Origin of the sequence: Streptomyces sp. ASQP_92 (assembly GCF_025399895.1) — a bacterium.
GTDB lineage: Bacteria > Actinomycetota > Actinomycetes > Streptomycetales > Streptomycetaceae > Streptomyces.
The window spans coordinates 327,791-348,431 of the sequence record NZ_JAODUA010000003.1 but is presented as its reverse complement, the minus strand read 5'-3'; the positions used below and the strand labels follow the sequence as shown (position 1 = coordinate 348,431).

Below are 20,641 nucleotides of genomic sequence, written 5' to 3'. Positions count from 1 at the left end.
GAGGCCGAGGTCGTGCTCCGGCCGCGCGATCGGCGGCCGGAAGGCGGTCAGTGCTTGGCCGGCAGCAGCCCGACCTTGTCGTAAGCCGTGGCCAGCGTCTCGGCGGCGACCGCGCGGGCCTTCTCGGCGCCCTTGGCGAGCACCGAGTCCAGCGTCTCGGGATCGTCCAGGTACTGCTGCGTACGGGCCCGGAACGGGGTGACGAACTCCACCATCACCTCGGCGAGGTCGGTCTTGAGCGCGCCGTACATCTTGCCCTCGTACTCGGATTCCAGCGCGGCGATCGTCCTGCCGGTCAGGGTCGAGTAGATGGTCAGGAGGTTGGAGACGCCCGGCTTGTTCTCGGTGTCGTACTTGATCACCGTGTCGGTGTCGGTGACCGCGCTCTTGACCTTCTTGGCCGTCGTCTTCGGCTCGTCGAGCAGGTTGATCAGGCCCTTCGGCGTCGACGCCGACTTGCTCATCTTGATCGACGGGTCCTGAAGGTCGTAGATCTTGGCCGTCTCCTTGAGGATGTACGGCGCCGGGACGGTGAACGTCTCGCCGAACCGGCCGTTGAAGCGCTCGGCGAGGTCCCGGGTGAGCTCGATGTGCTGGCGCTGGTCCTCGCCGACCGGAACCTCGTTGGCCTGGTAGAGCAGGATGTCGGCGACCTGGAGGATCGGGTACGTGAACAGGCCGACGGTCGCGTTGCCCGCCCCCTGCTTGGCCGACTTGTCCTTGAACTGGGTCATCCGGCTGGCCTCGCCGAAACCGGCCAGGCAGTTCATGATCCAGGCGAGCTGGGCGTGCTCGGGGACGTGGCTCTGGACGAACAGCGTGCAGCGCTCGGGGTCGAGACCGGCGGCGAGAAGCTGGGCGGCGGCGAGCCGGGTGTTGGCCCGCAGCTCCGCCGGGTCCTGCGGGACGGTGATCGCGTGGAGGTCCACGACCATGTAGAACGCGTCGTGGGACTCCTGGAGCGCCACCCACTGGCGGACCGCGCCGAGGTAGTTGCCGAGGTGGAACGAGCCTGCGGTGGGCTGGATTCCGGAGAGCACACGCGGACGCTGCGGCATGGCGAAGCCATCCCCCTGGGGGTGGTGGTGGGCGACGGGCGGGCGAGTCGAGGCCATGCTCAGCATTCTCTCAGGTACGCGAGCCGTCCCGGAAACCCCGCACTTGTGACCGCCCCCACAGGTCCCGGGGCCCGCCCCTGAAACCCCCTTCCCCCGCGCCGGGTCCCGTCTCGCCCTCGGGCCGTGCGTGGCCGGTCGCGCAGTTCCCCGCGCCCCTGACCCCCTGTCGTCCGCGGACCGTGGTCGCTCTTTGCGCAGTTCCCCGCGCCCCTTAAAAACGCCGCCTTCGTCCGCGGACCCTGGTCGCTCCTCGCGCAGTTCCCCGCGCCCCTGGCAGGACCGGTACTAGCCAGTGCAGGCCACCTCAGCCTGTCCGGCGATTGAGGACGAGCGCCGTTCAGGCGCGAACGGGGTCTGGGGCGGAGCCCCAGGAGGCCCGGGCCATCCAACCCCGCTGCACGGGCGGGTGGGTGGGCGAGGCGCCTCGGGGTCTGGGGCGGAGCCCCAGGCGAGTGGGTGGGCGCCCAGGGGGTCAGCCCAGGGGGAGGCCGGGGGCGGGGTGGGTGGAGAGGAGGGCCGCGACCTCCTTACGGATCGCGGACAGGGCCGCCTCGTCCCCGGAGGCCGCCGCCCCCACCCCCCGATCGATCCACGCCGCCACCATCGCCATGTGCTCGACCCCCAGCCCCCGGGACGTCAGGGCCGGCGTACCGATGCGGATGCCGGAGGGATCGAAAGGCTTGCGGGGGTCGTACGGGACGGTGTTGTAGTTGACGACGACCCCCGCCCGGTCGAGCCCCTTCGCCGCGATCTTGCCGGAGACGCCCCTGCCGGTCAGATCCATCAGGATCAGGTGGTTGTCGGTGCCGCCCGACACCAGGTCGAAGCCCCGCGCGAGGAGCGCCTCCGCCAGCGCCTTCGCGTTGGCCACCACCTGGTGTGCGTACGCGCAGAACGCCGGCTGCGCCGCCTCGTGCAGCGCGACCGCGATCGCCGCGGTGGTCTGGTTGTGCGGCCCGCCCTGGAGCCCGGGGAAGACCGCCTTGTCGAGGGCCTTCGCGTGCTCCTCGCGGGACATCAGCATCGCCCCGCGCGGGCCCCGCAGGGTCTTGTGCGTGGTGGTGGAGATGACGTCCGCGTACGGGGCGGGGGACGGGTGGGCACCGCCCGCGATGAGCCCCGCGATGTGCGCGACGTCCGCGACGAGCACCGCGCCCGCCTCCCGCGCGATCTCCGCGAACGCCGCGAAGTCGATCGTGCGGGGCAGCGCCGTGCCGCCGCAGAAGATCAGCTTGGGGCGCTCCTTGAGGGCGAGGTCGCGCACCTCGTCGAGGTCGACCAGACCCGTGTCGGCGCGTACGCCGTACTGCACGCCGCGGAACCACTTGCCGGTCGCCGAGACGCCCCAGCCGTGCGTGAGGTGCCCGCCCATCGGCAGCGCCATGCCCATCACGGTGTCGCCGGGCTCGGCGAACGCGAGGTAGACGGCGAGGTTGGCGGGCGAGCCCGAGTAGGGCTGCACGTTGGCGTGCTCGACGCCGAACAACGCCTTGGCGCGGTCGACGGCCAGCGCCTCGACCTTGTCGATGTTCTGCTGGCCCTCGTAGTAGCGCCGGCCCGGGTAGCCCTCGCTGTACTTGTTCTGGAGCACCGTCCCCGAGGCCTCGAGCACGGCCGTCGAGACGTAGTTCTCGCTGGGGATCAGGCGCAGGGTGTCCGACTGGAGGCGCTCCTCGGCGGAGACGAGCGCGGCCAGCTCGGGGTCGGCGGCCAGCAGGGCGGGGTGGGAAAGGGGAAGGGGCATGGCGTCCTCCGGGGTCCGTTGACGGGTTCCCGGGGTGCCCAGGCGGGCGGCACCTCGTGCGGCAGGCCGCGCACGGCTTCCCCGGGGTCGATTCCCCGTTCGCCAGTCGCCGCGCGTACCGAACACCCTACCGGTGCCCCCGTACGGCAAGGTTTCCCCGTCCGGCATCCGAGCGACGATAGAAAAGGGCACCACCGACGCCCCATGCCGCATGACGATCGGAGAACCCGTGTCGACACACGCAGCGACCGAAGACGCCATCCGTTCCGCCGAGGCACACAGTGCGCACAACTACCATCCCCTGCCCGTCGTCGTCGCCTCCGCCGAGGGCGCCTGGATGACGGATGTCGAGGGGCGGCGCTATCTCGACATGCTGGCCGGCTACTCGGCGCTGAACTTCGGCCACGGCAACCGCCGCCTGATCGACGCCGCCAAGGCCCAGCTGGAGCGGGTGACGCTGACGTCGCGGGCGTTCCACCACGACCGTTTCGCCGAATTCTGTACGCGGCTCGCCGAGTTGTGCGGCAAGGACATGGTGCTGCCCATGAACACCGGGGCGGAGGCGGTGGAGACCGCCGTGAAGACCGCCCGCAAGTGGGGGTACCGCGTCAAGGGCGTCCCGGACGGAACGGCGAAGATCGTGGTCGCCCGGGACAACTTCCACGGCCGTACGACCACGATCGTCAGCTTCTCCACCGACCCGGAGGCCCGCGCGGACTACGGCCCGTACACGCCGGGCTTCGAGATCGTCCCGTACGGCGACCTCGAAGCGATGCGGGCCGCGGTCACCGACAACACCGTGGCGGTGCTGCTCGAACCGATCCAGGGCGAGGCCGGCGTGCTGGTCCCGCCGGCCGGATACCTCGCCGGCGTGCGGGAGTTGACCCGCGAGCGGAACGTCCTGTTCATGGCGGACGAGATCCAGTCGGGGCTCGGCAGGACCGGGAAGACGTTCGCGTGCGAGCACGAGGGCGTGGTGCCGGACGTCTACATCCTGGGCAAGGCGCTGGGCGGCGGCGTGGTCCCGGTGTCGGCGGTCGCTGCCTCCTCCGAGGTGCTCGGGGTGTTCCGGCCGGGCGAACACGGTTCGACGTTCGGCGGCAACCCGCTGGCCTGTGCGGTCGGCCTGGAAGTCATCGCGATGCTGCGCACCGGCGAGTACCAGCAGCGCGCCACCGAGCTCGGCGACCATCTGCACCACGAGCTCGGCCTGCTGACCGGCGCGGGCGCGGTCGAGGCGGTCCGGGGGCGCGGGCTGTGGGCGGGCGTGGACATCGACCCGTCGCACGGCACGGGCCGGCAGATCTCCGAACGGCTCATGGAGCGGGGGGTCCTGGTCAAGGACACCCACGGCTCGACGATCCGGATCGCCCCGCCGCTGGTGATCAGCAAGGAGGATCTGGACTGGGGCCTCGATCAGCTCCGCGCGGTCCTCGACCAGGGGTGAGAGGCCCGCGTCAACCCGCTGACGGCGACGGGCAGTCGAGGCCGTCGCAGAAGCCACTGAGCGCGGTCTTCAAGGTCTGCTCCTGCTCGGGCCACGCCGTCGCGGGGGCCGCGGACAGGACGGCGTAGTGCCGGCCGCCGGGCGTCAGGAACGCGTAGTCGACCACCTGGCGCCGGTGGCCGAGCGCCTGGTGGTCGTAGGCGTACACCAGCCGCGCGCCCTGGGTGGCCCCGGCGGGCACGGTGGCGTCGCGGCCCAGGCTGATCTCCTGGTACCCCGTGTGCGATGTGGCCAGCGTGCCCGAGGTTCCCTTCAGCGCGTCATAGGGGCTCAGGCCCGCCTCGGAAACCAGGTACACCTGGATGAGCCGGGCGCCGTCCGGGGAGTTGTAGAACACGCCCTTGTCGCCCTGGTCCTGCCGGGTCCAGCCCTGCGGCACATACAGCCTGAACCCCCGTGGATCCTGGGCGAGTTGGAACCCGGCGGGCACGGTGGCGCTCGGTGAGGGGGAGGCGGAGGAGGCCGGGGTGCTCGGGCCGTCCTTGCCGTCGCCCGTCCGTTCCGGGGCGCCGGAGCGGGAGTCGGAGGCGGACGGGGACGCCGTGGCCTCGGGGTGGCCCGAGCCGTCCCGGGCCAGCAGCCAGCCGCCGCCCGCACCGGCCACGGCGACGACCACCAGCGCCACCACGACGACCACGGGCACCCGCCGGGAGGGCGGCGGCTCGGGGAGCTCGGGCGGCTGCGGGAGGGGCCCACCGGTCCGGTACGGGTCCCCGGGCCCGGCGGTGCGGTACGGGTCCTCGTAGCCGCCGGGCCGGTACGGGGTCTCGGATCCGGTGGGGCGGTACGGGTCCCCCTCCCCGGCGTCGTAGGTGTCGAGGGCATCGAATCCGGGCGCGAGGGGCGGCACTTGGGGGACCTGGCCGGACGGCGGAGGCGGGACGGGTGCCGGGGGCACGGGGTCCGCGCGGGGCCCCTGGGGCCCCTGGGGCCCCTGGGGGCCCGGATGCTCCGGGGGCGCGGGGGGCCTGGGCGGGCCGCCCCGTACCGTCTCCCACTTCTGGGTCGCCGCGTTCCAGCGCACCTCGTCCGCGCCACCGGTCACCGCTGCCTCACATCCCGACCAGTTCGCGGACGCGCTCGACCAGGCCCTGGCCGGAGGCGAGCAGGCCGGTGAGGGCGGTGGCGCCCGTCAGCAGCTCGCCGAGGCGGGCCAGACGGCCGGGGGTGGCCCGACCCTCCGTGCGGATCTCCTCCTCGGCGTCGGCGAGTTCGGCGTCCAGGGTCCGGGTCTGGTCGTTGCGTACGAGCTGGGCGAGGCCCGCCCTGAACTCGACGATGGATTCCAGGAGTTGACGGTGGGCCTCGTCGTCGGCTGCGCCCGCGCGGTAGACGCTGTGCACGGTGTTGTGGTCGCCGACCGAGACGGACCCGGTGACCCCGCTGATGTGCACGGAGCGCTCCGCGGTCTCGCGCGGCGGGTGTGGCCGCGGGGCGTGCGGCGCTGCGCTGTCGTCGCCCGGCATGGTCATCTCAGCCCTCGTTCCTGACGGTGTTGTGGTCGCCGACGCTGATCGCGCCCCGGGCGTTCTCGATCATGACGCCGCCCTGGGTGACGTTGATGATCTTCTGCTCGAACTGCCCGGTGTCGTACCCGGCGTCGTACAGGGCGCTGCGCACGCCGCTGGTCACCCGGTCCTCGATGGACTTCACATAGCGCCGGTAGTCCATGGCCTGGAAGAGGGAGGCGTCGGGCGCGGCGGCCAGTTCACGTACCGAGCGGGCGGGGCCGTCCGGCAGCGCCCGGGCGTATCCGCCGGTGAGGCGGTGCCAGAGGGACGCGAGCGCCCGGCCCACCACGACCAGGGAGGCGACCGGCGATCGCGGCGTCCGCGCCAGCGCCCAGGCCGCCTTGCCCAGCGGGGTGCGGCAGGCGAAGTTCTGGGCGGTGCGGTCGGCGCGCAGGAAGTCCTCGCGCAGCGGGGACAGGACGTGCGGGGCGATCTCCAGGACCAGCATGCCGCCCTGAGTGTGGACGCGTACGAACACGGTGGTGACGAGGTGTTCCTCCCAGCCTCCCACCCGGATCCGCAGGAAGTGCCTGCGGGCCTCCCCGCCCTCTTCGAGGGCCGCCGCCCGGTGCTGCTCCACCTCGCCCTCGCCGTAGGGCGCGTGCGTGCGCGAGGGAAGCCCGTCGACCGGCAGGAAGAGGTACTCGGTCACTTCGAGCTGGCGCAGCCGGTCGCGCACGGCGTGTGCCTCGGCGGGCGCCGTCGGCGCGGGGATGCGCAGCCGGGTGACGAGGGGTTCGACGATGCGCAGGATCTCGGCGTTGCTGACGCGGGCCGGACTCTTGTCGCCCAGCGAGGTGCGCGGCCGCAGCTGGATGGAGACCGACCAGGGCTCGAAGGCCTGGCCCGCGCCGCGGAAGGGGGCGTCCGAGCGGTAGACGGCGAGCGGGGCGTGCTGCTCGGCGCGGATCAGGGCGGCGAGCCGGTGGAGCCTTCCGTTGTCGCCGCGTTGCGCGGGGTCGGCGGCGAAGTCCTGGAAGCCCTGCGGTGAGAGTTCGTTCGCCATGATCCGGGTGAACTGCACGCGCTGGAGGCAGACGCAGAGGGCGACCACGGCGAAGCAGGCGACGATGCCCCAGGCGAGCCCCGGGCCGAAGCCCCGGTCGGCGGCGTCGAAGGCGGCCCCGCCGAGCAGCCGGGCGGGACCGGCGACGAAGCCGGGCACGGAGTTCCCGCCCTCGGAGAAACCACCGAGGGCGTCGTCGCCCCGGCCGTAACTCCCGTACTGGGACGATGAGTTGAGCTCCTCGGAGTCGGAGCCCTGGAACAGCGAGAGCAGCACCACGACACCGAACATCACCAGCAGCAGCCGGGCCCACCAGCGCAGCAGGAACGCGAGGACGGTGCGGTACCACGGCGCGGTCGCGGCGCTGCCCCGGATGGCGCGGGCGATGCCCAGCTGGAGGCAGGGCCCCAGGACCAGCAGGAGGGCGGAGTGGGTGACGACGGCGCCCAGCACCCACAGCACGAGGATGCCGAGCGACCAGGCGAGTTCCAGGCTGCGGGCGCGCAGCGCGTGGGCCAGCACGCGGGCGGCGTCGAAGCCGAGCGAGGGCGCGACGACGCGCTCCTCGTGGACGTAGAGCTCGTCGATGACGGCGTCGCGGTACTCGGTGTCGAGATAGGTGCCCGCCGCCATCAGACGGGTCGCCTCGCTGAGCGAGGGGTGCACCGGCGGCAGCCCGCCGGGCGCGCCCGGCGGCTGAGCCTGCTGCGGCACCTGCGCCTGTGTCATGTCCAGCTCCCCCGCGACGGTGGGGCGTACGCCGGGGCCCCTCAACTCGGCTGAGGGGAAGGGAAGTTCGAGGGCGCCGCCAGGGTGGCCATGCTAGCCGCGCGCCGCCGACGCCACCGCCCTGTTCACACCCTCCCCACGGGTACTTCCGCAGCGCCGGGGAGGGGCACGGGGGCGCGAGGGGGCGCATGGGACGCCGTACGGGGGCGGCCGGGCCCTGTCACCGGATCACATCCGGGCCCGTCACCGGATCACATGGGGCAGGAACCTCGCGTACTCGTCGGTGACGAGCCCCGCCGACTCCCGGATGCCGAGGCCCGCCGCCTCGCCGTCCACCACCCACGCACCCAGCACCACGCGGTTGCCCTCGAAGTCGGGCAGCGGAGCCAACTCCTGGTAGCAGCACGCCTCTTCGGGGCGGGGGGCCGGGGCGGAGCCCGGCGGGTGCAGGGTGACGCCGGCGCCTTCGCGGCCCAGCAGGGGCTTGACCACGTACCCCGGCCCGTCCGCCAGGTCGCGCGGCCCGTCCAGGTGGGCGGGGAGGAGGTTGGGGTGGCCCGGGTACAGCTCCCACAGGACCGCGAGCAGCGCCTTGTTGGAGAGCAGCATTTTCCAGGCGGGCTCGATCCAGCAGGTCGTGCCCGTGCCGCCCCCGTTGTCGAGGGTGTCCAGGACCTGCGGCCCGAACGCGTCGGAGGCCAGCCACTCCCATGGATAGAGCTTGAAGCAGGACCGGATGAAGCGGAGCTTCTCGTCGACGAAGCGGCCGGTGATGCTGTCCCAGCCGATGGACTCGACCGACAGGGCCTCGGTGTCGAGCCCGGCCTGTTCGGCGGTCTCGCGCAGATAGGCCACCGTCATGAGGTCCTCGCCCAGCTCGTCGCCGTCGGAGTGCGCGAAGTGCACGGGTCCGGGCGGCAGCAGCGGGGCCTGGCGCCGCCAGGCCGCGACGAGGCGTTCGTGCAGGGAGTTCCACTGGTCGGCGCCGGGGAAGCGGTCCTCCATCCAGAACCACTGGGCGCTCGCCGCCTCGACGAGCGAGGTCGGGGTGTCGGCGTTGTACTCCAGCAGCTTGGCGGGGCCCGTGCCGTCGTACCGCAGGTCGAACCGGCCGTAGAGGGAAGGGAGTTCGACCCTTCGGCGCCAGGACTCGGCGACCAGGTCGGCGAGGCGGCCGTCCATGATTCCGAGGTCCGCGAAGCGCCCGCGTTCCACGATGTGGGCCGCCGCGGCCAGACACATGGTGTGCAGTTCCTCGACGGTCTCCTCCAGCGCCTCGACCTCGGGCAGCGTGAAGGAGTAGTACGCGCTCTCGTCCCAGTAGGGGCGCAGCGAGTCGTCGGGGTAGCGGGTGAGCGGGTAGATCACGCCCTGTTCCTCGACGATCCGCTGCCAGTCGGGGCGCGGCTGTATGTGATGACGTTCCATGGGTGTGCCCTACGTCGTCTTCCTGCGTTCCTGCGGCCGGCCGGCGCGGCTCAGCCGCCGCCGCTCCCGTCGTGCCCGAACCCGCCGCGCGAGACGCCCGACTTGTCGAAGGAGCCCCCGGAGACCTTGCCGCCCCGGCTGGTCCCGCCGTAGTAGTACGTGCCGCTGCCGCCGCTCTTGCACTCGTACTTCGGCAGTTCCTTGTAGGTGACCGGGTTGACGCACCGCCGGTCCGGCTCGTCACTGCACGCGGTGAGCGTCGCGGCCAGCACTCCCATGCCACCGAGCACCACCGTCGTGGACCTGAACCTGCGCATCGTGGACCTCCCCCGTTCCCCTACTGGCTTCGCTGTGGGACGCGTTTCGGCCACACCCTAGTTCCCACCCCGCGGCGGGCCACTCCCGGGCTTTCCCCCGGCCGCCCGGCCTGCGGCTACAGTCCCCCTGTGTTCTTCGGGATGATCTGCGCGCTCGCCTCGGCCGTCTGCTTCGGTACGGCCACCGTCCTCCAGGCCGCCGCGACGCGCGCCGCCGAGCCGGGTTCGGGGGCGGGCGCCGGATCCGGTGTCGACGCGGCGCTGCTGCTGCGCGCCGTGCGCCAGTGGCGCTATGTCGTGGGCCTGGCGCTCGACGGACTCGGCTTCGTCTTCCAGGTCCTCGCCCTGCGCTCGGTGCCGATCTATGCGGTGGGCGCCGCGCTCGCCGCCTCGCTCGCCGTGACGGCGGTGGTCGCGGCCCGCGTCCTGAAGGTCAGGCTCTCCGGTACGGAGTGGGCGGCGGTCGCCGTGGTGTGCGCGGGCCTGGCCCTGCTCGCCCTGTCCTCCGGCGCCGAGGGCGACGACCGGGGCCCGGCCTCGCTGCCCTGGTGGCTGCTCGGGGTGGCCGGCGCGGTGCTGGCCGCGGGCGCGGCCGGCGGGCGGCTGCCGGACCGTGCGCGGGCGCTGGTGCTCGGTCTCGGCGCGGGGTGCGGCTTCGGCGTGGTGGAGGTCGCGGTACGCCTCATCGACGACCCCTTCGACCTGACGAACCCCGCCCTGTACGCCCTGCTGCTCGGCGGCGGCGCCGCGTTCCTGCTGCTCACCTCCGCCCTGTCGCGCGGCTCGGTCACCACGGCCACGGCGGGCATGGTCATCGGCGAGACCATCGGCCCGGCCCTGGTGGGGGTGGCCTGGCTCGGCGACCGCACGCGGGACGGTCTTGGCTGGCTGACGGTGACCGGCTTCGCGGTCGCGGTGGCGGGCGCGCTGGCGCTCGCCCGCTTCGGCGAGGCCCCGGCGGCCGGGGTCGGGCCGTCGCTCCAGGACGTCGAGGAGCGCTGACCGGCTGGGCGGCCCCACGGCCGGGCCGACCGAAACCCCGCCGCTCCGAAGGGGGTTGGGGCGGCGGGGCGTCTGGGTGGCGCTCTTGCGGTCAGGCGCCGAAGTCTCCGGTCTTCAGGCTTCCTACGAAGGAAGAGAACGCATCCACACGGAAGGTCAGAGCCGGGCCGTTCGGTGCCTTGGAGTCACGGACGGGGACGACACCGCTCGCGACGACAAGGTTGGTGGCCACCTCTACGCAGTTGCCACCGTTGTTGCTGTACGAAGACTTGAACCAGCGAGGAGATTCGGTCGTCACGATTTGCCCTTTCGTACCTGCTCGATCATGGCCACCGATGCCGCCTGCGACAGCGATTCGGCCTGTAGTTGATGGGAGACCGTCAACCTGGGCCCCACCAAGGCGCTTTCACGGTCCAGGTTGCCCCGCGCCTGGGACTCCGCGCAGCAGAAGACCAGGACGCTTCACGTCTGTTCTCGTCACGGCGTGCCGCAGGGGAGCTCTCGCGCGACGGGACGGGCAGGGCTCCCGTTACGCCGGAACCAGCTCAGGCCGTACGACTTCTCTGGCACGTTCGTAAAGGTTCTGCGCCGCATGGTTCCGCGCATGAGGGCGAACGAGGTGGAACATGTCGGTCATCCTCTTGTCGATGCGACCCGAGTTGACCCATGGGTAGTCGTCCAGCGCGAGCCCCCACGTCCGACAAGCCGCTTCCAGATGCCCCACGGCCAATTGCCGCTCGGCAAGAATCATCCGTTCTTTGACACGCGTACGCCGGTAGATGCTGTACCGGAGACGGTCCGATTCCTGCATAGCGGCTACGGCTCCATGTACGTCGCCCATCTCGAACCGCACCTGACTTGCGTGGTAGTTCAGCGCTGCCGGATCGTACGATCCGAACGCCTTTCCCCGGGACTCTGCCTTGTCCATGGCCACTTCGGCTTCGTGCAGGTACGTGAGTGCGGATCGGCGGTCTCCGACCTGCGCGGCTGCATGGGCCTGTTGGCCGGCGAGAAAAGCGCGCATCCGTGGCCCGGCCTGCGGAGAGGATGCCGCAGCAGCATCGGCGAGGCGCTTGGCCATCTGGCCCTGGTTGAGATCTACCGCTTGGACGCTCATACCGCGGAGCGTGGTGCAGTACGTCAGGTGGTCCTCAGAAGCGCCCGCAAGCTCTAGTGCTTTGAGGTAGTAGCGCTGGGCGAGGCCGTGCAAACCCTCATCTACGGCCATGTACCCAGTGAGGTAACAGAGGTCGGACGCGGCGGACATCATCGCTCTCCGCACGTCCTCGGGACCGTCCGTCCGAAGAAATGGGGCCACTGTGTTGACCAAGAAGCTTGCGGCGAGGGGCCGAGCAGTGCGCCCGCCAAACTGATCATCCATGGATGAAAGCTGTTCCGTCATGGCTGACACCGTGTGCACATCGGACATGCCGAGGCGGGTCCGTATCCCGGTCTGGGCGGATTCCATGCGGCCCACCACGTCGGGCCAGTCGGGGACGGTCAGGGCGACAGAGAACAAGGCAGCGCTCAGTACGCCACGCCGGGAAGGGTCCATGTCCGTCCTTCCAAGATCAATGATCCCGTCAACTGTGGTGCACGGCGTCCCCTCCGCTCGGTTCTCAGGGCGTGGGAACCCGGCATCCGCCCACGTGATGGGTCGCCCGAGCCGCCGCGTGAATGCCTCCAGGATCAGCGGTTGTACGTCTGTGCGTGGCAGGCTCCCGCTCAACCATTGGTGAACGGAAGGTGGGCGGTACTGCTTTGGAGTACCGCGCTCGGTCCCCAACCTGTTGATGGCTTGAGCACACTGCCGCAGCGTCCATCCGGTCTCTCGGAGCAGTCGTGTCAACGCGGTGTTCGGCTCGCTGGTGCCCACGGTCGTTCAACTCCCCATGCGCGGCGCTTAACGCTCTTAATCCTCGTGCGCTTCTCAACGGTACCGCCGTGCGTGGTCGTGCGGTTGCGTAGAGGCAGGAGAGGTCACCAACGGAGGGAGACGAGCCGTGGACTCCAACGGCGTCGCTTGCCGGACCTGCCAGGCCGAGGTGTCCGCCGAGGGGCCGGCGAACGGCCAGACCGTTCGCGTAGCGCTGGGATGGGAAATGACTGACGCACAACAACCACTCCAGGGAGCCGCGTTGGGCCCGGGCTGTGCCATCTGTGCAGCCGCGAGCAAAGCACGGGCGCGGGCTCATGGGACGGGCAGTCCCCTGGGGGTCCGACAGGCAACAGAGATCATCCGTGAACACTTGTCCGGGCACGGGCAGGGGCACGGGCAAGGAGCAAGGAGCGGCGACGTATGACGCTGTGTCTCGCTGATCTTCACGCTATGGACTTCAGTGCTCGGCGGCCCGGCAATGTCGACCCGGGGACGTGTCCCGCCTGCGCCATGGTCGTCGAGGTGCTGTACGCGGCGGTGGACGAGCACGACCCCCACCTGGTCGATTTCGCGGTGGAACTCGGGGCGTTGCACGCGCTGTTGGGCCACCCCGGGGACCGCCGGCCGGAGCGAAGGAACTTCCTCTCTCAGACTCTGGGGCGCACCTAGCCGAGGGGGCCGGCAGCGGTGGCTCGGACTCGGCAGGGGCGGGCAAGAACCCGTTCATACGGAACGGAACGAAACGGAACGGAACGGCGACAGCGCCGAAGAAGGAGAGCACCATGGACATCACTTTCGCCAACGGGAAGGCCGCTTAGCCAGTGGCCGCCAACGCACACCAGGGGCGCCCCAGCCGCGAAGAGCTGGGGCGTGTCCTCATGTCTGGAGGCGCGCTCACTCCGGAGTGGGCACCGACCTTCACCGCCGTTCCGCGCTCCAGCTTCCTCCCCGACCGCATCTGGCCGTGGGACATGGAGACGGGACAAAGCGTTCTCGTGTCACGCACGGACGATCCGGAGGCGTGGTACGGATACGCGGACTCGGACGTTCCTGTGGTGACTCAATGGGACGACGGCAAGCACACCGGCACCGATCCCGGAACCGTGTCCACCTCATCGGCGTCCATGCCCTCCGTCGTCTTCCGGATGCTCGCCGACCTGGACGTGAAGCCGGGTCATCGCGTCTTGGACGTCGGCACCGGCACCGGCTGGAACGCCGCACTGCTCGCGCACCGGCTGGGGCCTGAAAACGTCGTCAGCGTTGAACTGGACCCCGGCGTCGCGGCCGACGCCCGTACGGCACTCAACCTGTTCGGTCTTCCGGTGTCCGTGGTGACCGGTGACGGGCTCCGCGGATACGCCGAGGGGGCGCCGTACGACCGCGTCATCGCGACATGTGGGCTGCGATCCATCCCCTACGCATGGGTTGAGCAGTCCCGCCCCGGCGGAATCATCGTGACGCCGTGGGGGACCCACTACAGCAACGGAGACGCTGTGGCCCGGCTGGTCGTCGCCGACGACGGCAAGAGCGCGTCGGGGCTGTTCACCGGGCCCGTCGAGTTCATGAAGGCGCGTGCTCAGCGTCAACCACTCGTGCGGCACGCCGAGTACGTGACGGGCAGCGTGGCCGATGGCGACGCATCATCGAGCACGGTCACGGAGGAAGAGTTCCTGGGCGGTCGATTCAGCGTCCAGGACTTCGTGGTCGGCCTGTGTGTCCGGGACTGCGTTCGCGTCGTCGCCGACAGAGACGAAGGTACGCGCGCCGTCTGGTTCTACGGGCTGACGGACCACTCCTGGGCCTGCGCACAGTTCCGGGACCGGGCCGCTACCCGCGTATGGCAGTCAGGGTCACGCCGGCTCTGGGACGAATCGGAGGCCGCGTACCACTGGTGGACGGGCCAAGGGCGGCCCGGCCTCGCTCGCTTCGGAACCACCGTCGACAGGAACGGCGAACGGGTCTGGCTCGACTCGCCCGACAACCCGGTTCCCGCCTAGCCAGAGCGAGACCAGCCCCGGGTCCCTCACGCCCCCACCGCCGCCAGTACGCGCAGAAGCGCGTCGAGCGCACCCGTCCACGCCGAGTCCGGCGGGGTGCCGTAGCCGACCACCAACGCCTCGCGGCCGTGCGGGAGTTGGGGGTGGCGGAAGCGGGAGAGGCCCTCCAGGGCCAGGCCCTGCCAGGTGGCGGCCTGCACGATGGAGCGTTCCGTGCCGGGCGGAAGTTCCACGAGGGCGTGCAGGCCGGCCGCGATGCCGCTGACCCGCGCGTCGGGTGCCCGCTCGGCGATCGCGGCCACCAACTGGTCGCGGCGGCGCCGGTAGTGCAGCCGCATGCCGCGCACATGGCGGTCGTAGGCGCCGGAGCCGATGAACTCGGCGAGGGTGAGCTGGTCGAGTACGCCGCAGGTCCAGTCGGACAGGCCCTTGCCCTCGGCGACCTCGTCCACCAGGTGCTCGGGCAGCACCATCCAGCCAAGGCGCAGGCCCGGCGCGAGGGACTTGCTGGCGGTGCCGATGTAGACGACGTGCTCGGGGTCGAGTCCTTGCAGCGCGCCGACCGGCTGGCGGTCGTAGCGGAACTCGCCGTCGTAGTCGTCCTCCAGGATCAGCCCGCCCGTGGCGCGCGCCCAGTCGACGGCGGCGGCGCGCCGGTCCGGCAGCAGCGGAACGCCGATCGGGAACTGGTGCGCGGGCGTCATGAGCACCGCCCCCACCCCTTTGTTCGTCCCCAACTCGTCGGTGCGGGTGCCCTGTTCGTCCATCGGGAGCGGCGGGGTGCGCAGTCCCGCGTCGGTGAGCAGCTTCCAGTGGAAGTCGAGCCCGTACGCCTCGACCGCCACCTCCCGCACCCGGCGCGCCCGCAGCACCCGGCCCATCAGCATCAGGCCGTGCACGAACCCGGAGCAGATGACGATGCGGTCCGGGGAGGCGTACACGCCGCGCGAGCGCGCCAGGTAGTCCGCGAGGACCGTGCGCAGCTCGATGCGGCCGCGTGGATCGCCGAAGCCGAAGGCGTCGTGCGGGGCCGCCGTGAGCGCCCGGCGGGCCGCCTTGAGCCACTCGGCGCGCGGAAAGGAGGCGAGGTCGGGCGAGCCCGCCATCAGGTTGTAGGTGGGCTTGCGGCGGGTCGGCAGCCGGTGGACGTGGCCGCGGTCGGGGCGGGCCGCGGCGCGCTGGGCCACCCGCGTCCCCGACCCCTGGCGGGCGGTGAGCCAGCCCTCCGCGACCAGCTCGGCGTAGGCGTCGGCGACCGTGTTGCGGGCGATGCCTAGGTCCGCGGCGAGGGTGCGCGAGGAGGGCAGCCGGGTGCCGGGGGCGAGCCGTCCGCCGCGTACGGCCTCGCGCAGCGCGTCCATCAGCCCCGAGCGCAGGCCCGCGCCCTTCAGGTCGAGGTGGAGATCGACACCGATTGTTGGGGTCGAAGTGGCCCGGGATTTCACCATGGGAATGGACCATACCCGTGTGCCACACGAACCGTACGGTCGTTCCATGACCACGAACGAGAGCAAGACCTACGCACCCGAGCACGCCCCCCGCCTCCCCTGGGCCAAGGCCGCGCCCGAGGTCTACAAGGCCATGATCAAGCTGAACGCCGCCGCCGAGCAGGGCCTCGACCCGGTGATCGCCGAGCTGGTCAAGATCCGGGCCTCGCAGCTCAACCACTGCGCCCTGTGCCTGGACATGCACACCAAGGACGCGCTCGCGGCCGGCGAATCGGTGGAGCGGATCGTCCAGCTCAGCGCCTGGGAGGAGTCCGCGCACTTCTACACCGAGAAGGAGCTCGCGGCCCTCGCGCTGACCGAGGCGGTCACGGTGCTCACCGACGGCTTCGTCCCGGACGAGGTGTACGAGCGCGCCGCCCAGCACTTCGACGAGGCCGAGCTGGCGCACCTCATCGCCGCCATCACCGTCATCAACGCCTGGAACCGCTTCGGCGTGACCACCCGCGGGGTGCCGGGCCACTACACCCCCGGCATGTACAAGTGACCCTGGCTCCAGGGGAGTTACAGTTCGCCGGGCCGCTTCACATGAGCCGCGCGGCACCGCACAGCACCAGGAGAGACGCCATGGCACAGCCCAACCCCGCCGCCGCCTTCCGCGCCCTGCACCAGGGCCGGGCCCCGGGCGACCCGCTGGTCCTGCCGGGACCCTGGGACGCGGCCAGCGCGCGGGTCTTCGAGGAGGCGGGCTTCCCCGCCCTGGCGACGCCGAGCGCGGGGGTCGCGGCGTCCCTGGGGTACGAGGACGGCGCGACCCCGGCGGACGAGATGTTCGCCGCCGTCGCCCGGATCGTACGGTCGGTCTCGGTCCCGGTCTCGGCGGACGTCGAGGGCGGTTACGGCCTGGCGCCCAAGGAGTTGGTGGCCCGGCTCCTGGAGACGGGCGCGGTCGGCTGCAATCTGGAGGACTCCGCCGAGGGCGTCCTCAAGGACCCGGCCCGGCACGCCGACTGGCTGGCCGAGGTGCGGGCGGAGGCGGGCGACGCGCTGTTCATCAACGCCCGCGTCGACACCTATCTGCGCGGTGTGCCCGAGCTCGACGCGGCGATCGCGCGGGCCCGGGCTTATGTGGCGGCGGGCGCGGACGGCGTGTACCCGTTCGCCGCGCCGCCGGAGCACCTGCCGAAGATCGCGGCGGCCGTTCCGGTGCCGGTCAACATGGCGGTCCTGCCGGACGCCCCCGGGCCGCGCCGCCTCGGCGAGTTGGGCGCGGGCCGCATCACGTTCGGGCCCGGCCTCCAGATCCGCGCGGCGCAGGCGGTGCGCGACATCGCCCGCCAGGTGCGCGAGTTGTAGCGGCGCGCGGATGTGAGGGTGCCCCGGCCGGTGCGGCCGGGGCACCCGTGCGTCCGCGTACCGCTACTCGTCCTCCGGCTCGTCCTGGGCGCGCAGGCCCGCCACCCACATCGGCATCAGCCAGTGCACGACCAGGACGCCGAGCAGCACCCGAAGGACCACACCCGTCAGGTCCCCGCCCGCCAGGCCGTATCCGCCGACGGCCAGGACGGTGACGAGCAGCAGCGCCGTGGTGAGGCGGTGCGCGCGGGCCAGCACTTCGATGCGCTCGGCGCGCTGGCGCTCGTCCAGGGCCCGGCGGCGCAGTTCGAGCAGGCCGCGCGTGGCGGCGTTGATGGCGCCGGTGGCCACGCACCACGGCAGCAGCAGCGCCAGCAGCACGAAGGGGTGGCGCCCCCAGCTCGCCACGGACGCGGCGGTCAGCAGGACGTGGACCGCGACCACGGTCCGGCGCCGCGCCGCGGTCGCGTACAACGCCACCGCCTCCCGCCGGTTCATGATCGCCTGCATCCGGCGGTCGTAGCGCGTCAGTTGGGCCTCGCTCACTGGTTCCTCCCGTAGGCCTCGTCGGTGAGCGGGCGGAACGGTTCGAGGGAGAACAGCGCCTCGACCGGCAGGCCGAAATACCGCGCGATCTTCAACGCCAGGTCGAGGCTCGGGTTGTACTGCCCGCGCTCGATGTAGCCGATGGTCTGGTAGTGGGCACCCACCGCCTCGGCCAGGCTCTGGCGCGACACCTTCCGTTCGGCACGCACCATCGCCAACCTGTTGTGCACCTGCTCGCTCATGTATAAGAAGTACTACATTGAGGAGCAGGAACACAACGAGCGGGGAGTCCCATGTGGGGTCGCAAGGAGCTTTCGGTACTGGCGCTGCGGGACGCGGACGAGATCACGCGGGCGCTGCGCGAGGCGCTGACGGAGGCCGGTGAAGCCGAGCGGCCGGGTCTGACGGCGGCCCTGGAGATCGCCGAGCGGGTGGCGGAGCGGCCCGAGCGCGAGCTGCGCGGCCGCTGGGTGCGCGAGCAGCGCGCCTCGGTCGGGTACACGGGCCCCGACGACGAGTCGGTACGGGCCGTCAGGGCGCTGCGCCAGGCGCGGCCGGAGCTCAGCCTGCTCGCCGCCGTCCAGCTGACCAGGGACGCGGTGCGGGAGTAGGCGGGAACGGGCGAAGCCCCGGCAGTGGCTGCCGGGGCTTCGTCACGGATGCTTCAACGGGCGTTCCTCCGGGCTCAGATGAGGCCGAGCTCGCGGACCGCGTCGCGCTCCTCGGCGAGCTCCTTGACGGAGGCGTCGATGCGCGCACGGGAGAACTCGTTGATGTCCAGGCCCTGGACGATCGAGTACTGGCCGTCCTTGACGGTGACCGGGAAGGACGAGATGAGGCCCTCGGGGACGCCGTAGGAGCCGTCCGAGGGGATGCCCATCGAGGTCCAGTCGCCCTCGGCGGTGCCGTTGACCCAGGTGTGCACGTGGTCGATGGCGGCGTTGGCGGCCGAGGCGGCCGAGGACGCGCCACGGGCCTCGATGATCGCGGCGCCGCGCTTGGCGACGGTCGGGATGAACTCGTCGGCCAGCCACTGCTGGTCGTTCACGACGTCGGCGGCGTTCTTGCCGGCGATCTCCGCGTGGAAGATGTCCGGGTACTGGGTCGCCGAGTGGTTGCCCCAGATGGTGAGGCGCTTGATGTCGGAGACGGTGCTGCCGGTCTTCTTCGCCAGCTGCGAGATCGCCCGGTTGTGGTCCAGGCGGGTCATCGCGGTGAAGCGCTCGGCCGGTACGTCCGGAGCCGAGGCCTGCGCGATGAGCGCGTTGGTGTTGGCCGGGTTGCCGACGACGAGGACCTTGATGTCGTCCGCGGCGTTGTCGTTGATGGCCTTGCCCTGGGGCTTGAAGATGCCACCGTTGGCCGAGAGCAGGTCGCCGCGCTCCATGCCCTTGGTGCGCGGGCGGGCGCCGACGAGCAGGGCCACGTTGGCGCCGTCGAAGGCGACGTTGGCGTCGTCGGTGATCTCGATGGAGCGCAGCAGCGGGAACGCGCAGTCGTCGAGCTCCATGGCGGTGCCCTCGGCGGCCTTCAGGGCCGGGGTGATCTCCAGGAGGCGCAGGTTGACCGGCACGTCCGGGCCGAGCAGGTGACCGGAGGCGATGCGGAAGAGCAGCGCGTAGCCGATCTGGCCGGCCGCGCCGGTGACGGTGACATTCACGGGAGTGCGGGTCATGGCGATCTCCGTAAGAAACAGCAGGTGGTGGGGGGTTGCCCCTGGCTTCCGGGCACCCCGTAAACGCCGGCAACCTGACGTGCGACCGTCTGAATCTTGACGTGAAGAGATGTCCAGCGGTCAGGCTATCCGACCCGGGGCGTCCCACACCCCCCAAGGCCTGTGGGACGTCTCACGCTGATCGATCATTGACCGGTAGTGGCCGTTCCCGCTGACCGGCGGTGGCCGTTACGGTCGACCGGCAGGGGCCGCCCCCGTCGAGCGGTAGTGGCCGTTGCCGATTCACCTCAATGGCCCCCGGCGGCCGTTCCCGGCCCGCCGGACGGGCTCGCGAGCGCCCGGCCCGGGGCGCATCCGCTCCGGCCGTTCCTCAGCGTGGCGCACGACCGCGCGGCCGCGGGGCCGTCGACGGCGAGCATCTTCGTGTACACGTCGCGATAGGAGTCGGCCACCACCGTCCCGCCCTCCGTACCGGCCGCGAAGATCTGCGCCCGGTCGCCGGGGACGGCCTGCCGCAGCCGGGCCCAGGCGGCCCGGCACGTTCCGCTGTAGCGCACCTCGACGACCGCGGCACCGACCCTGGCGCTGCCGACCGTCTGCACCCGCATGTCGGTGCAGCCCATCGCCTCGGGGTCCTGTCCGGTGCACGAGGCGGCGACGCACCGCACGCCGACGGGAGGCGCGGGCGCCTTCGCGGAGGGGCTCGGGCTCGGCTCGGCCCGTGGCGCGGGGTCGCTTGCGCCGAGGTCGGTCAGGAGCACGGCGGAGGTGATGACCAGGAGCGCGCCGATCACGCCGGCCAGGAACATGACGATCCGGCGCCAGGCGTGGCCGGGGCCGGGCGCCTGCGAGGGGGCGCGCCGCACGGGCGGACTGCGGTCGGCGACACCCACGCCGGGCGACTGGGCACGCACCCCGCCCGGCGTCCCGGCCGGCGTTCTCCCCGGTGCCCCGCCGGGCGCACGGCCGGACGCCCCGGTCGGGCCGGGCCCGCCGGGCGCGGACCGCGCCCGGTCGACGCGCAGGGCCTCCGTGGCGCGGTCGTGCCGCCGCTCGGAACGGCTCCAGGCCCGCTCGGCCGGCTCCCACAGGGCGGTCAGACGGACGGGGTCGGTGCCGGTGACCTCGGCGAGGGCGAGCACGGCGGCCCGGGGGGCGACGAGCCGGCCGCCGAGATACCGCTCCCACGACGTCTTGCTGTATCCGGTGCGCTCGGCGACCGCGGCGACGCTGAGCCCGCTGCGGTCCACCAGCCCGCGCAGATGGCCCGCGAACTCCCGTATCGGCGGGTCGAGTTCCTCCGGCAGCGCCTTCCAGCGAGGCATCGCTCCCCCTCTTCGCGTCCCTGCCCCAGGGACGCAGGCCCCAGGATGACAGTTCC

At 71.8% G+C, this 20,641-nt stretch carries 21 protein-coding genes, 1 pseudogene and 1 riboswitch; of the genes and pseudogenes, 7 read left to right on the top strand and 15 right to left on the bottom strand.

What is annotated here, in order from left to right:
• Positions 1 to 47 precede the first annotated feature (47 nt).
• Entirely contained in the window at positions 48 to 1,058 is a 1,011-nt protein-coding gene (trpS, locus tag N4G70_RS11060) for a tryptophan--tRNA ligase (protein ID WP_261712586.1), read from the bottom strand.
• A 532-nt stretch (positions 1,059 to 1,590) separates the two neighbouring features.
• Positions 1,591 to 2,862, bottom strand: a complete 1,272-nt coding sequence (gene glyA / locus N4G70_RS11055; protein WP_261712374.1) for a serine hydroxymethyltransferase — start codon at positions 2,860 to 2,862, stop codon at positions 1,591 to 1,593.
• Between the two features lie 29 nt (positions 2,863 to 2,891).
• A riboswitch (ZMP/ZTP riboswitch) is annotated at positions 2,892 to 2,982 on the bottom strand.
• A 91-nt stretch (positions 2,983 to 3,073) separates the two neighbouring features.
• Here glyA and rocD point away from each other — a divergent pair.
• Positions 3,074 to 4,309: an ornithine--oxo-acid transaminase gene (gene rocD / locus N4G70_RS11050; protein ID WP_261712373.1), complete on the top strand. Its 1,236-nt coding sequence runs from the start codon at positions 3,074 to 3,076 to the stop codon at positions 4,307 to 4,309.
• A 10-nt stretch (positions 4,310 to 4,319) separates the two neighbouring features.
• On the opposite strand, the gene N4G70_RS11045 is transcribed toward rocD, so the two are convergent.
• The 5 genes from N4G70_RS11045 to N4G70_RS11025 form a co-directional block, all read right to left on the bottom strand.
• Positions 4,320 to 5,219 (bottom strand): hypothetical protein, encoded by a 900-nt coding sequence (locus N4G70_RS11045; RefSeq protein ID WP_261712372.1) that lies wholly within the window; start codon positions 5,217 to 5,219, stop codon positions 4,320 to 4,322.
• A gap of 202 nt (positions 5,220 to 5,421) precedes the next feature.
• Positions 5,422 to 5,841 carry a hypothetical protein gene (locus tag N4G70_RS11040; RefSeq protein ID WP_261712371.1) on the bottom strand — a complete coding sequence of 140 codons (420 nt, stop codon included), beginning with the start codon at positions 5,839 to 5,841 and terminating at the stop codon, positions 5,422 to 5,424.
• Position 5,842: 1 nt separating this feature from the next.
• Entirely contained in the window at positions 5,843 to 7,615 is a 1,773-nt protein-coding gene (locus tag N4G70_RS11035; RefSeq protein WP_261712370.1) for a hypothetical protein, read from the bottom strand.
• A 243-nt stretch (positions 7,616 to 7,858) separates the two neighbouring features.
• Positions 7,859 to 9,043: a glutathionylspermidine synthase family protein gene (locus N4G70_RS11030; RefSeq protein ID WP_261712369.1), complete on the bottom strand. Its 1,185-nt coding sequence runs from the start codon at positions 9,041 to 9,043 to the stop codon at positions 7,859 to 7,861.
• Positions 9,044 to 9,093: 50 nt separating this feature from the next.
• Positions 9,094 to 9,360 (bottom strand): hypothetical protein, encoded by a 267-nt coding sequence (locus tag N4G70_RS11025; protein ID WP_261712368.1) that lies wholly within the window; start codon positions 9,358 to 9,360, stop codon positions 9,094 to 9,096.
• 141 nt (positions 9,361 to 9,501) lie between these two features.
• Between N4G70_RS11025 and N4G70_RS11020 the strand changes: the two genes are divergently transcribed.
• On the top strand, positions 9,502 to 10,362 hold the full coding sequence (locus tag N4G70_RS11020) for a hypothetical protein (RefSeq protein WP_261712585.1): 861 nt from the start codon (positions 9,502 to 9,504) through the stop codon (positions 10,360 to 10,362).
• 91 nt (positions 10,363 to 10,453) lie between these two features.
• On the opposite strand, the gene N4G70_RS11015 is transcribed toward N4G70_RS11020, so the two are convergent.
• From N4G70_RS11015 to N4G70_RS11005, 3 genes and pseudogenes are all read right to left on the bottom strand, one after another.
• Positions 10,454 to 10,660 (bottom strand): DUF397 domain-containing protein, encoded by a 207-nt coding sequence (locus N4G70_RS11015; protein WP_261712367.1) that lies wholly within the window; start codon positions 10,658 to 10,660, stop codon positions 10,454 to 10,456.
• Positions 10,657 to 10,815 (bottom strand): annotated as a pseudogene (locus N4G70_RS11010) (transcriptional regulator); the annotation flags it as partial. The pseudogene N4G70_RS11010 and the gene N4G70_RS11015, both read right to left, overlap by 4 nt.
• A 76-nt stretch (positions 10,816 to 10,891) precedes the next feature.
• Positions 10,892 to 12,238, bottom strand: a complete 1,347-nt coding sequence (locus N4G70_RS11005) for a tetratricopeptide repeat protein (RefSeq protein ID WP_261712366.1) — start codon at positions 12,236 to 12,238, stop codon at positions 10,892 to 10,894.
• 453 nt (positions 12,239 to 12,691) lie between these two features.
• On the opposite strand from N4G70_RS11005, the gene N4G70_RS11000 reads away from it, so the two are divergent.
• Complete coding sequence (locus N4G70_RS11000; RefSeq protein WP_261712365.1) at positions 12,692 to 12,910, top strand: hypothetical protein; 219 nt, start codon at positions 12,692 to 12,694, stop codon at positions 12,908 to 12,910.
• A 209-nt stretch (positions 12,911 to 13,119) separates the two neighbouring features.
• Complete coding sequence (locus N4G70_RS10995; RefSeq protein ID WP_261712364.1) at positions 13,120 to 14,238, top strand: methyltransferase domain-containing protein; 1,119 nt, start codon at positions 13,120 to 13,122, stop codon at positions 14,236 to 14,238.
• A 26-nt stretch (positions 14,239 to 14,264) separates the two neighbouring features.
• Here N4G70_RS10995 and N4G70_RS10990 read toward each other — a convergent pair whose 3' ends face one another.
• A complete protein-coding gene (locus N4G70_RS10990; protein ID WP_261712363.1) occupies positions 14,265 to 15,686 on the bottom strand; it encodes a PLP-dependent aminotransferase family protein in 1,422 nt (473 codons plus the stop codon).
• Between the two features lie 46 nt (positions 15,687 to 15,732).
• On the opposite strand from N4G70_RS10990, the gene N4G70_RS10985 reads away from it, so the two are divergent.
• A complete protein-coding gene (locus N4G70_RS10985; protein WP_261712362.1) occupies positions 15,733 to 16,230 on the top strand; it encodes a carboxymuconolactone decarboxylase family protein in 498 nt (165 codons plus the stop codon).
• A gap of 80 nt (positions 16,231 to 16,310) precedes the next feature.
• The gene (locus N4G70_RS10980) at positions 16,311 to 17,039 is read left to right on the top strand and encodes an isocitrate lyase/phosphoenolpyruvate mutase family protein (RefSeq protein WP_261712361.1); all 729 of its coding nucleotides are present in this window, start codon (positions 16,311 to 16,313) and stop codon (positions 17,037 to 17,039) included.
• Between the two features lie 63 nt (positions 17,040 to 17,102).
• Here N4G70_RS10980 and N4G70_RS10975 read toward each other — a convergent pair whose 3' ends face one another.
• Positions 17,103 to 17,585 carry a hypothetical protein gene (locus N4G70_RS10975; protein WP_261712360.1) on the bottom strand — a complete coding sequence of 161 codons (483 nt, stop codon included), beginning with the start codon at positions 17,583 to 17,585 and terminating at the stop codon, positions 17,103 to 17,105.
• Positions 17,582 to 17,827, bottom strand: a complete 246-nt coding sequence (locus tag N4G70_RS10970) for a helix-turn-helix transcriptional regulator (protein ID WP_120721816.1) — start codon at positions 17,825 to 17,827, stop codon at positions 17,582 to 17,584. Before N4G70_RS10970 ends, N4G70_RS10975 begins: the two co-directional genes overlap by 4 nt.
• A 51-nt stretch (positions 17,828 to 17,878) precedes the next feature.
• Between N4G70_RS10970 and N4G70_RS10965 the strand changes: the two genes are divergently transcribed.
• Positions 17,879 to 18,196 (top strand): hypothetical protein, encoded by a 318-nt coding sequence (locus N4G70_RS10965; RefSeq protein WP_261712359.1) that lies wholly within the window; start codon positions 17,879 to 17,881, stop codon positions 18,194 to 18,196.
• A gap of 74 nt (positions 18,197 to 18,270) precedes the next feature.
• On the opposite strand, the gene N4G70_RS10960 is transcribed toward N4G70_RS10965, so the two are convergent.
• Together N4G70_RS10960 and N4G70_RS10955 are read right to left on the bottom strand one after the other, a co-directional pair.
• On the bottom strand, positions 18,271 to 19,260 hold the full coding sequence (locus N4G70_RS10960; protein ID WP_261712358.1) for a malate dehydrogenase: 990 nt from the start codon (positions 19,258 to 19,260) through the stop codon (positions 18,271 to 18,273).
• A gap of 287 nt (positions 19,261 to 19,547) precedes the next feature.
• Positions 19,548 to 20,585, bottom strand: coding sequence for a DUF2690 domain-containing protein (locus tag N4G70_RS10955; protein ID WP_261712357.1), 1,038 nt, complete (start codon positions 20,583 to 20,585; stop codon positions 19,548 to 19,550).
• Positions 20,586 to 20,641: the final 56 nt, after the last annotated feature.

Coding starts and splice junctions, on each gene's coding strand:
- rocD (WP_261712373.1), top strand. CDS start 3,074: ATGACGATCGGAGAACCCGTGTCGACACACGCAGCGACCGAAGACGCC.
- N4G70_RS11035 (WP_261712370.1), bottom strand. CDS start 7,615: ATGACACAGGCGCAGGTGCCGCAGCAGGCTCAGCCGCCGGGCGCGCCC.
- trpS (WP_261712586.1), bottom strand. CDS start 1,058: ATGCCGCAGCGTCCGCGTGTGCTCTCCGGAATCCAGCCCACCGCAGGC.
- N4G70_RS10995 (WP_261712364.1), top strand. CDS start 13,120: ATGTCTGGAGGCGCGCTCACTCCGGAGTGGGCACCGACCTTCACCGCC.
- N4G70_RS10990 (WP_261712363.1), bottom strand. CDS start 15,686: ATGGTGAAATCCCGGGCCACTTCGACCCCAACAATCGGTGTCGATCTC.
- N4G70_RS11030 (WP_261712369.1), bottom strand. CDS start 9,043: ATGGAACGTCATCACATACAGCCGCGCCCCGACTGGCAGCGGATCGTC.
- N4G70_RS11025 (WP_261712368.1), bottom strand. CDS start 9,360: ATGCGCAGGTTCAGGTCCACGACGGTGGTGCTCGGTGGCATGGGAGTG.
- N4G70_RS10985 (WP_261712362.1), top strand. CDS start 15,733: ATGACCACGAACGAGAGCAAGACCTACGCACCCGAGCACGCCCCCCGC.
- N4G70_RS10955 (WP_261712357.1), bottom strand. CDS start 20,585: ATGCCTCGCTGGAAGGCGCTGCCGGAGGAACTCGACCCGCCGATACGG.
- N4G70_RS10960 (WP_261712358.1), bottom strand. CDS start 19,260: ATGACCCGCACTCCCGTGAATGTCACCGTCACCGGCGCGGCCGGCCAG.
- N4G70_RS11040 (WP_261712371.1), bottom strand. CDS start 5,841: ATGACCATGCCGGGCGACGACAGCGCAGCGCCGCACGCCCCGCGGCCA.
- N4G70_RS11020 (WP_261712585.1), top strand. CDS start 9,502: ATGATCTGCGCGCTCGCCTCGGCCGTCTGCTTCGGTACGGCCACCGTC.
- glyA (WP_261712374.1), bottom strand. CDS start 2,862: ATGCCCCTTCCCCTTTCCCACCCCGCCCTGCTGGCCGCCGACCCCGAG.
- N4G70_RS10980 (WP_261712361.1), top strand. CDS start 16,311: ATGGCACAGCCCAACCCCGCCGCCGCCTTCCGCGCCCTGCACCAGGGC.
- N4G70_RS11000 (WP_261712365.1), top strand. CDS start 12,692: ATGGACTTCAGTGCTCGGCGGCCCGGCAATGTCGACCCGGGGACGTGT.
- N4G70_RS10970 (WP_120721816.1), bottom strand. CDS start 17,827: ATGAGCGAGCAGGTGCACAACAGGTTGGCGATGGTGCGTGCCGAACGG.
- N4G70_RS10965 (WP_261712359.1), top strand. CDS start 17,879: ATGTGGGGTCGCAAGGAGCTTTCGGTACTGGCGCTGCGGGACGCGGAC.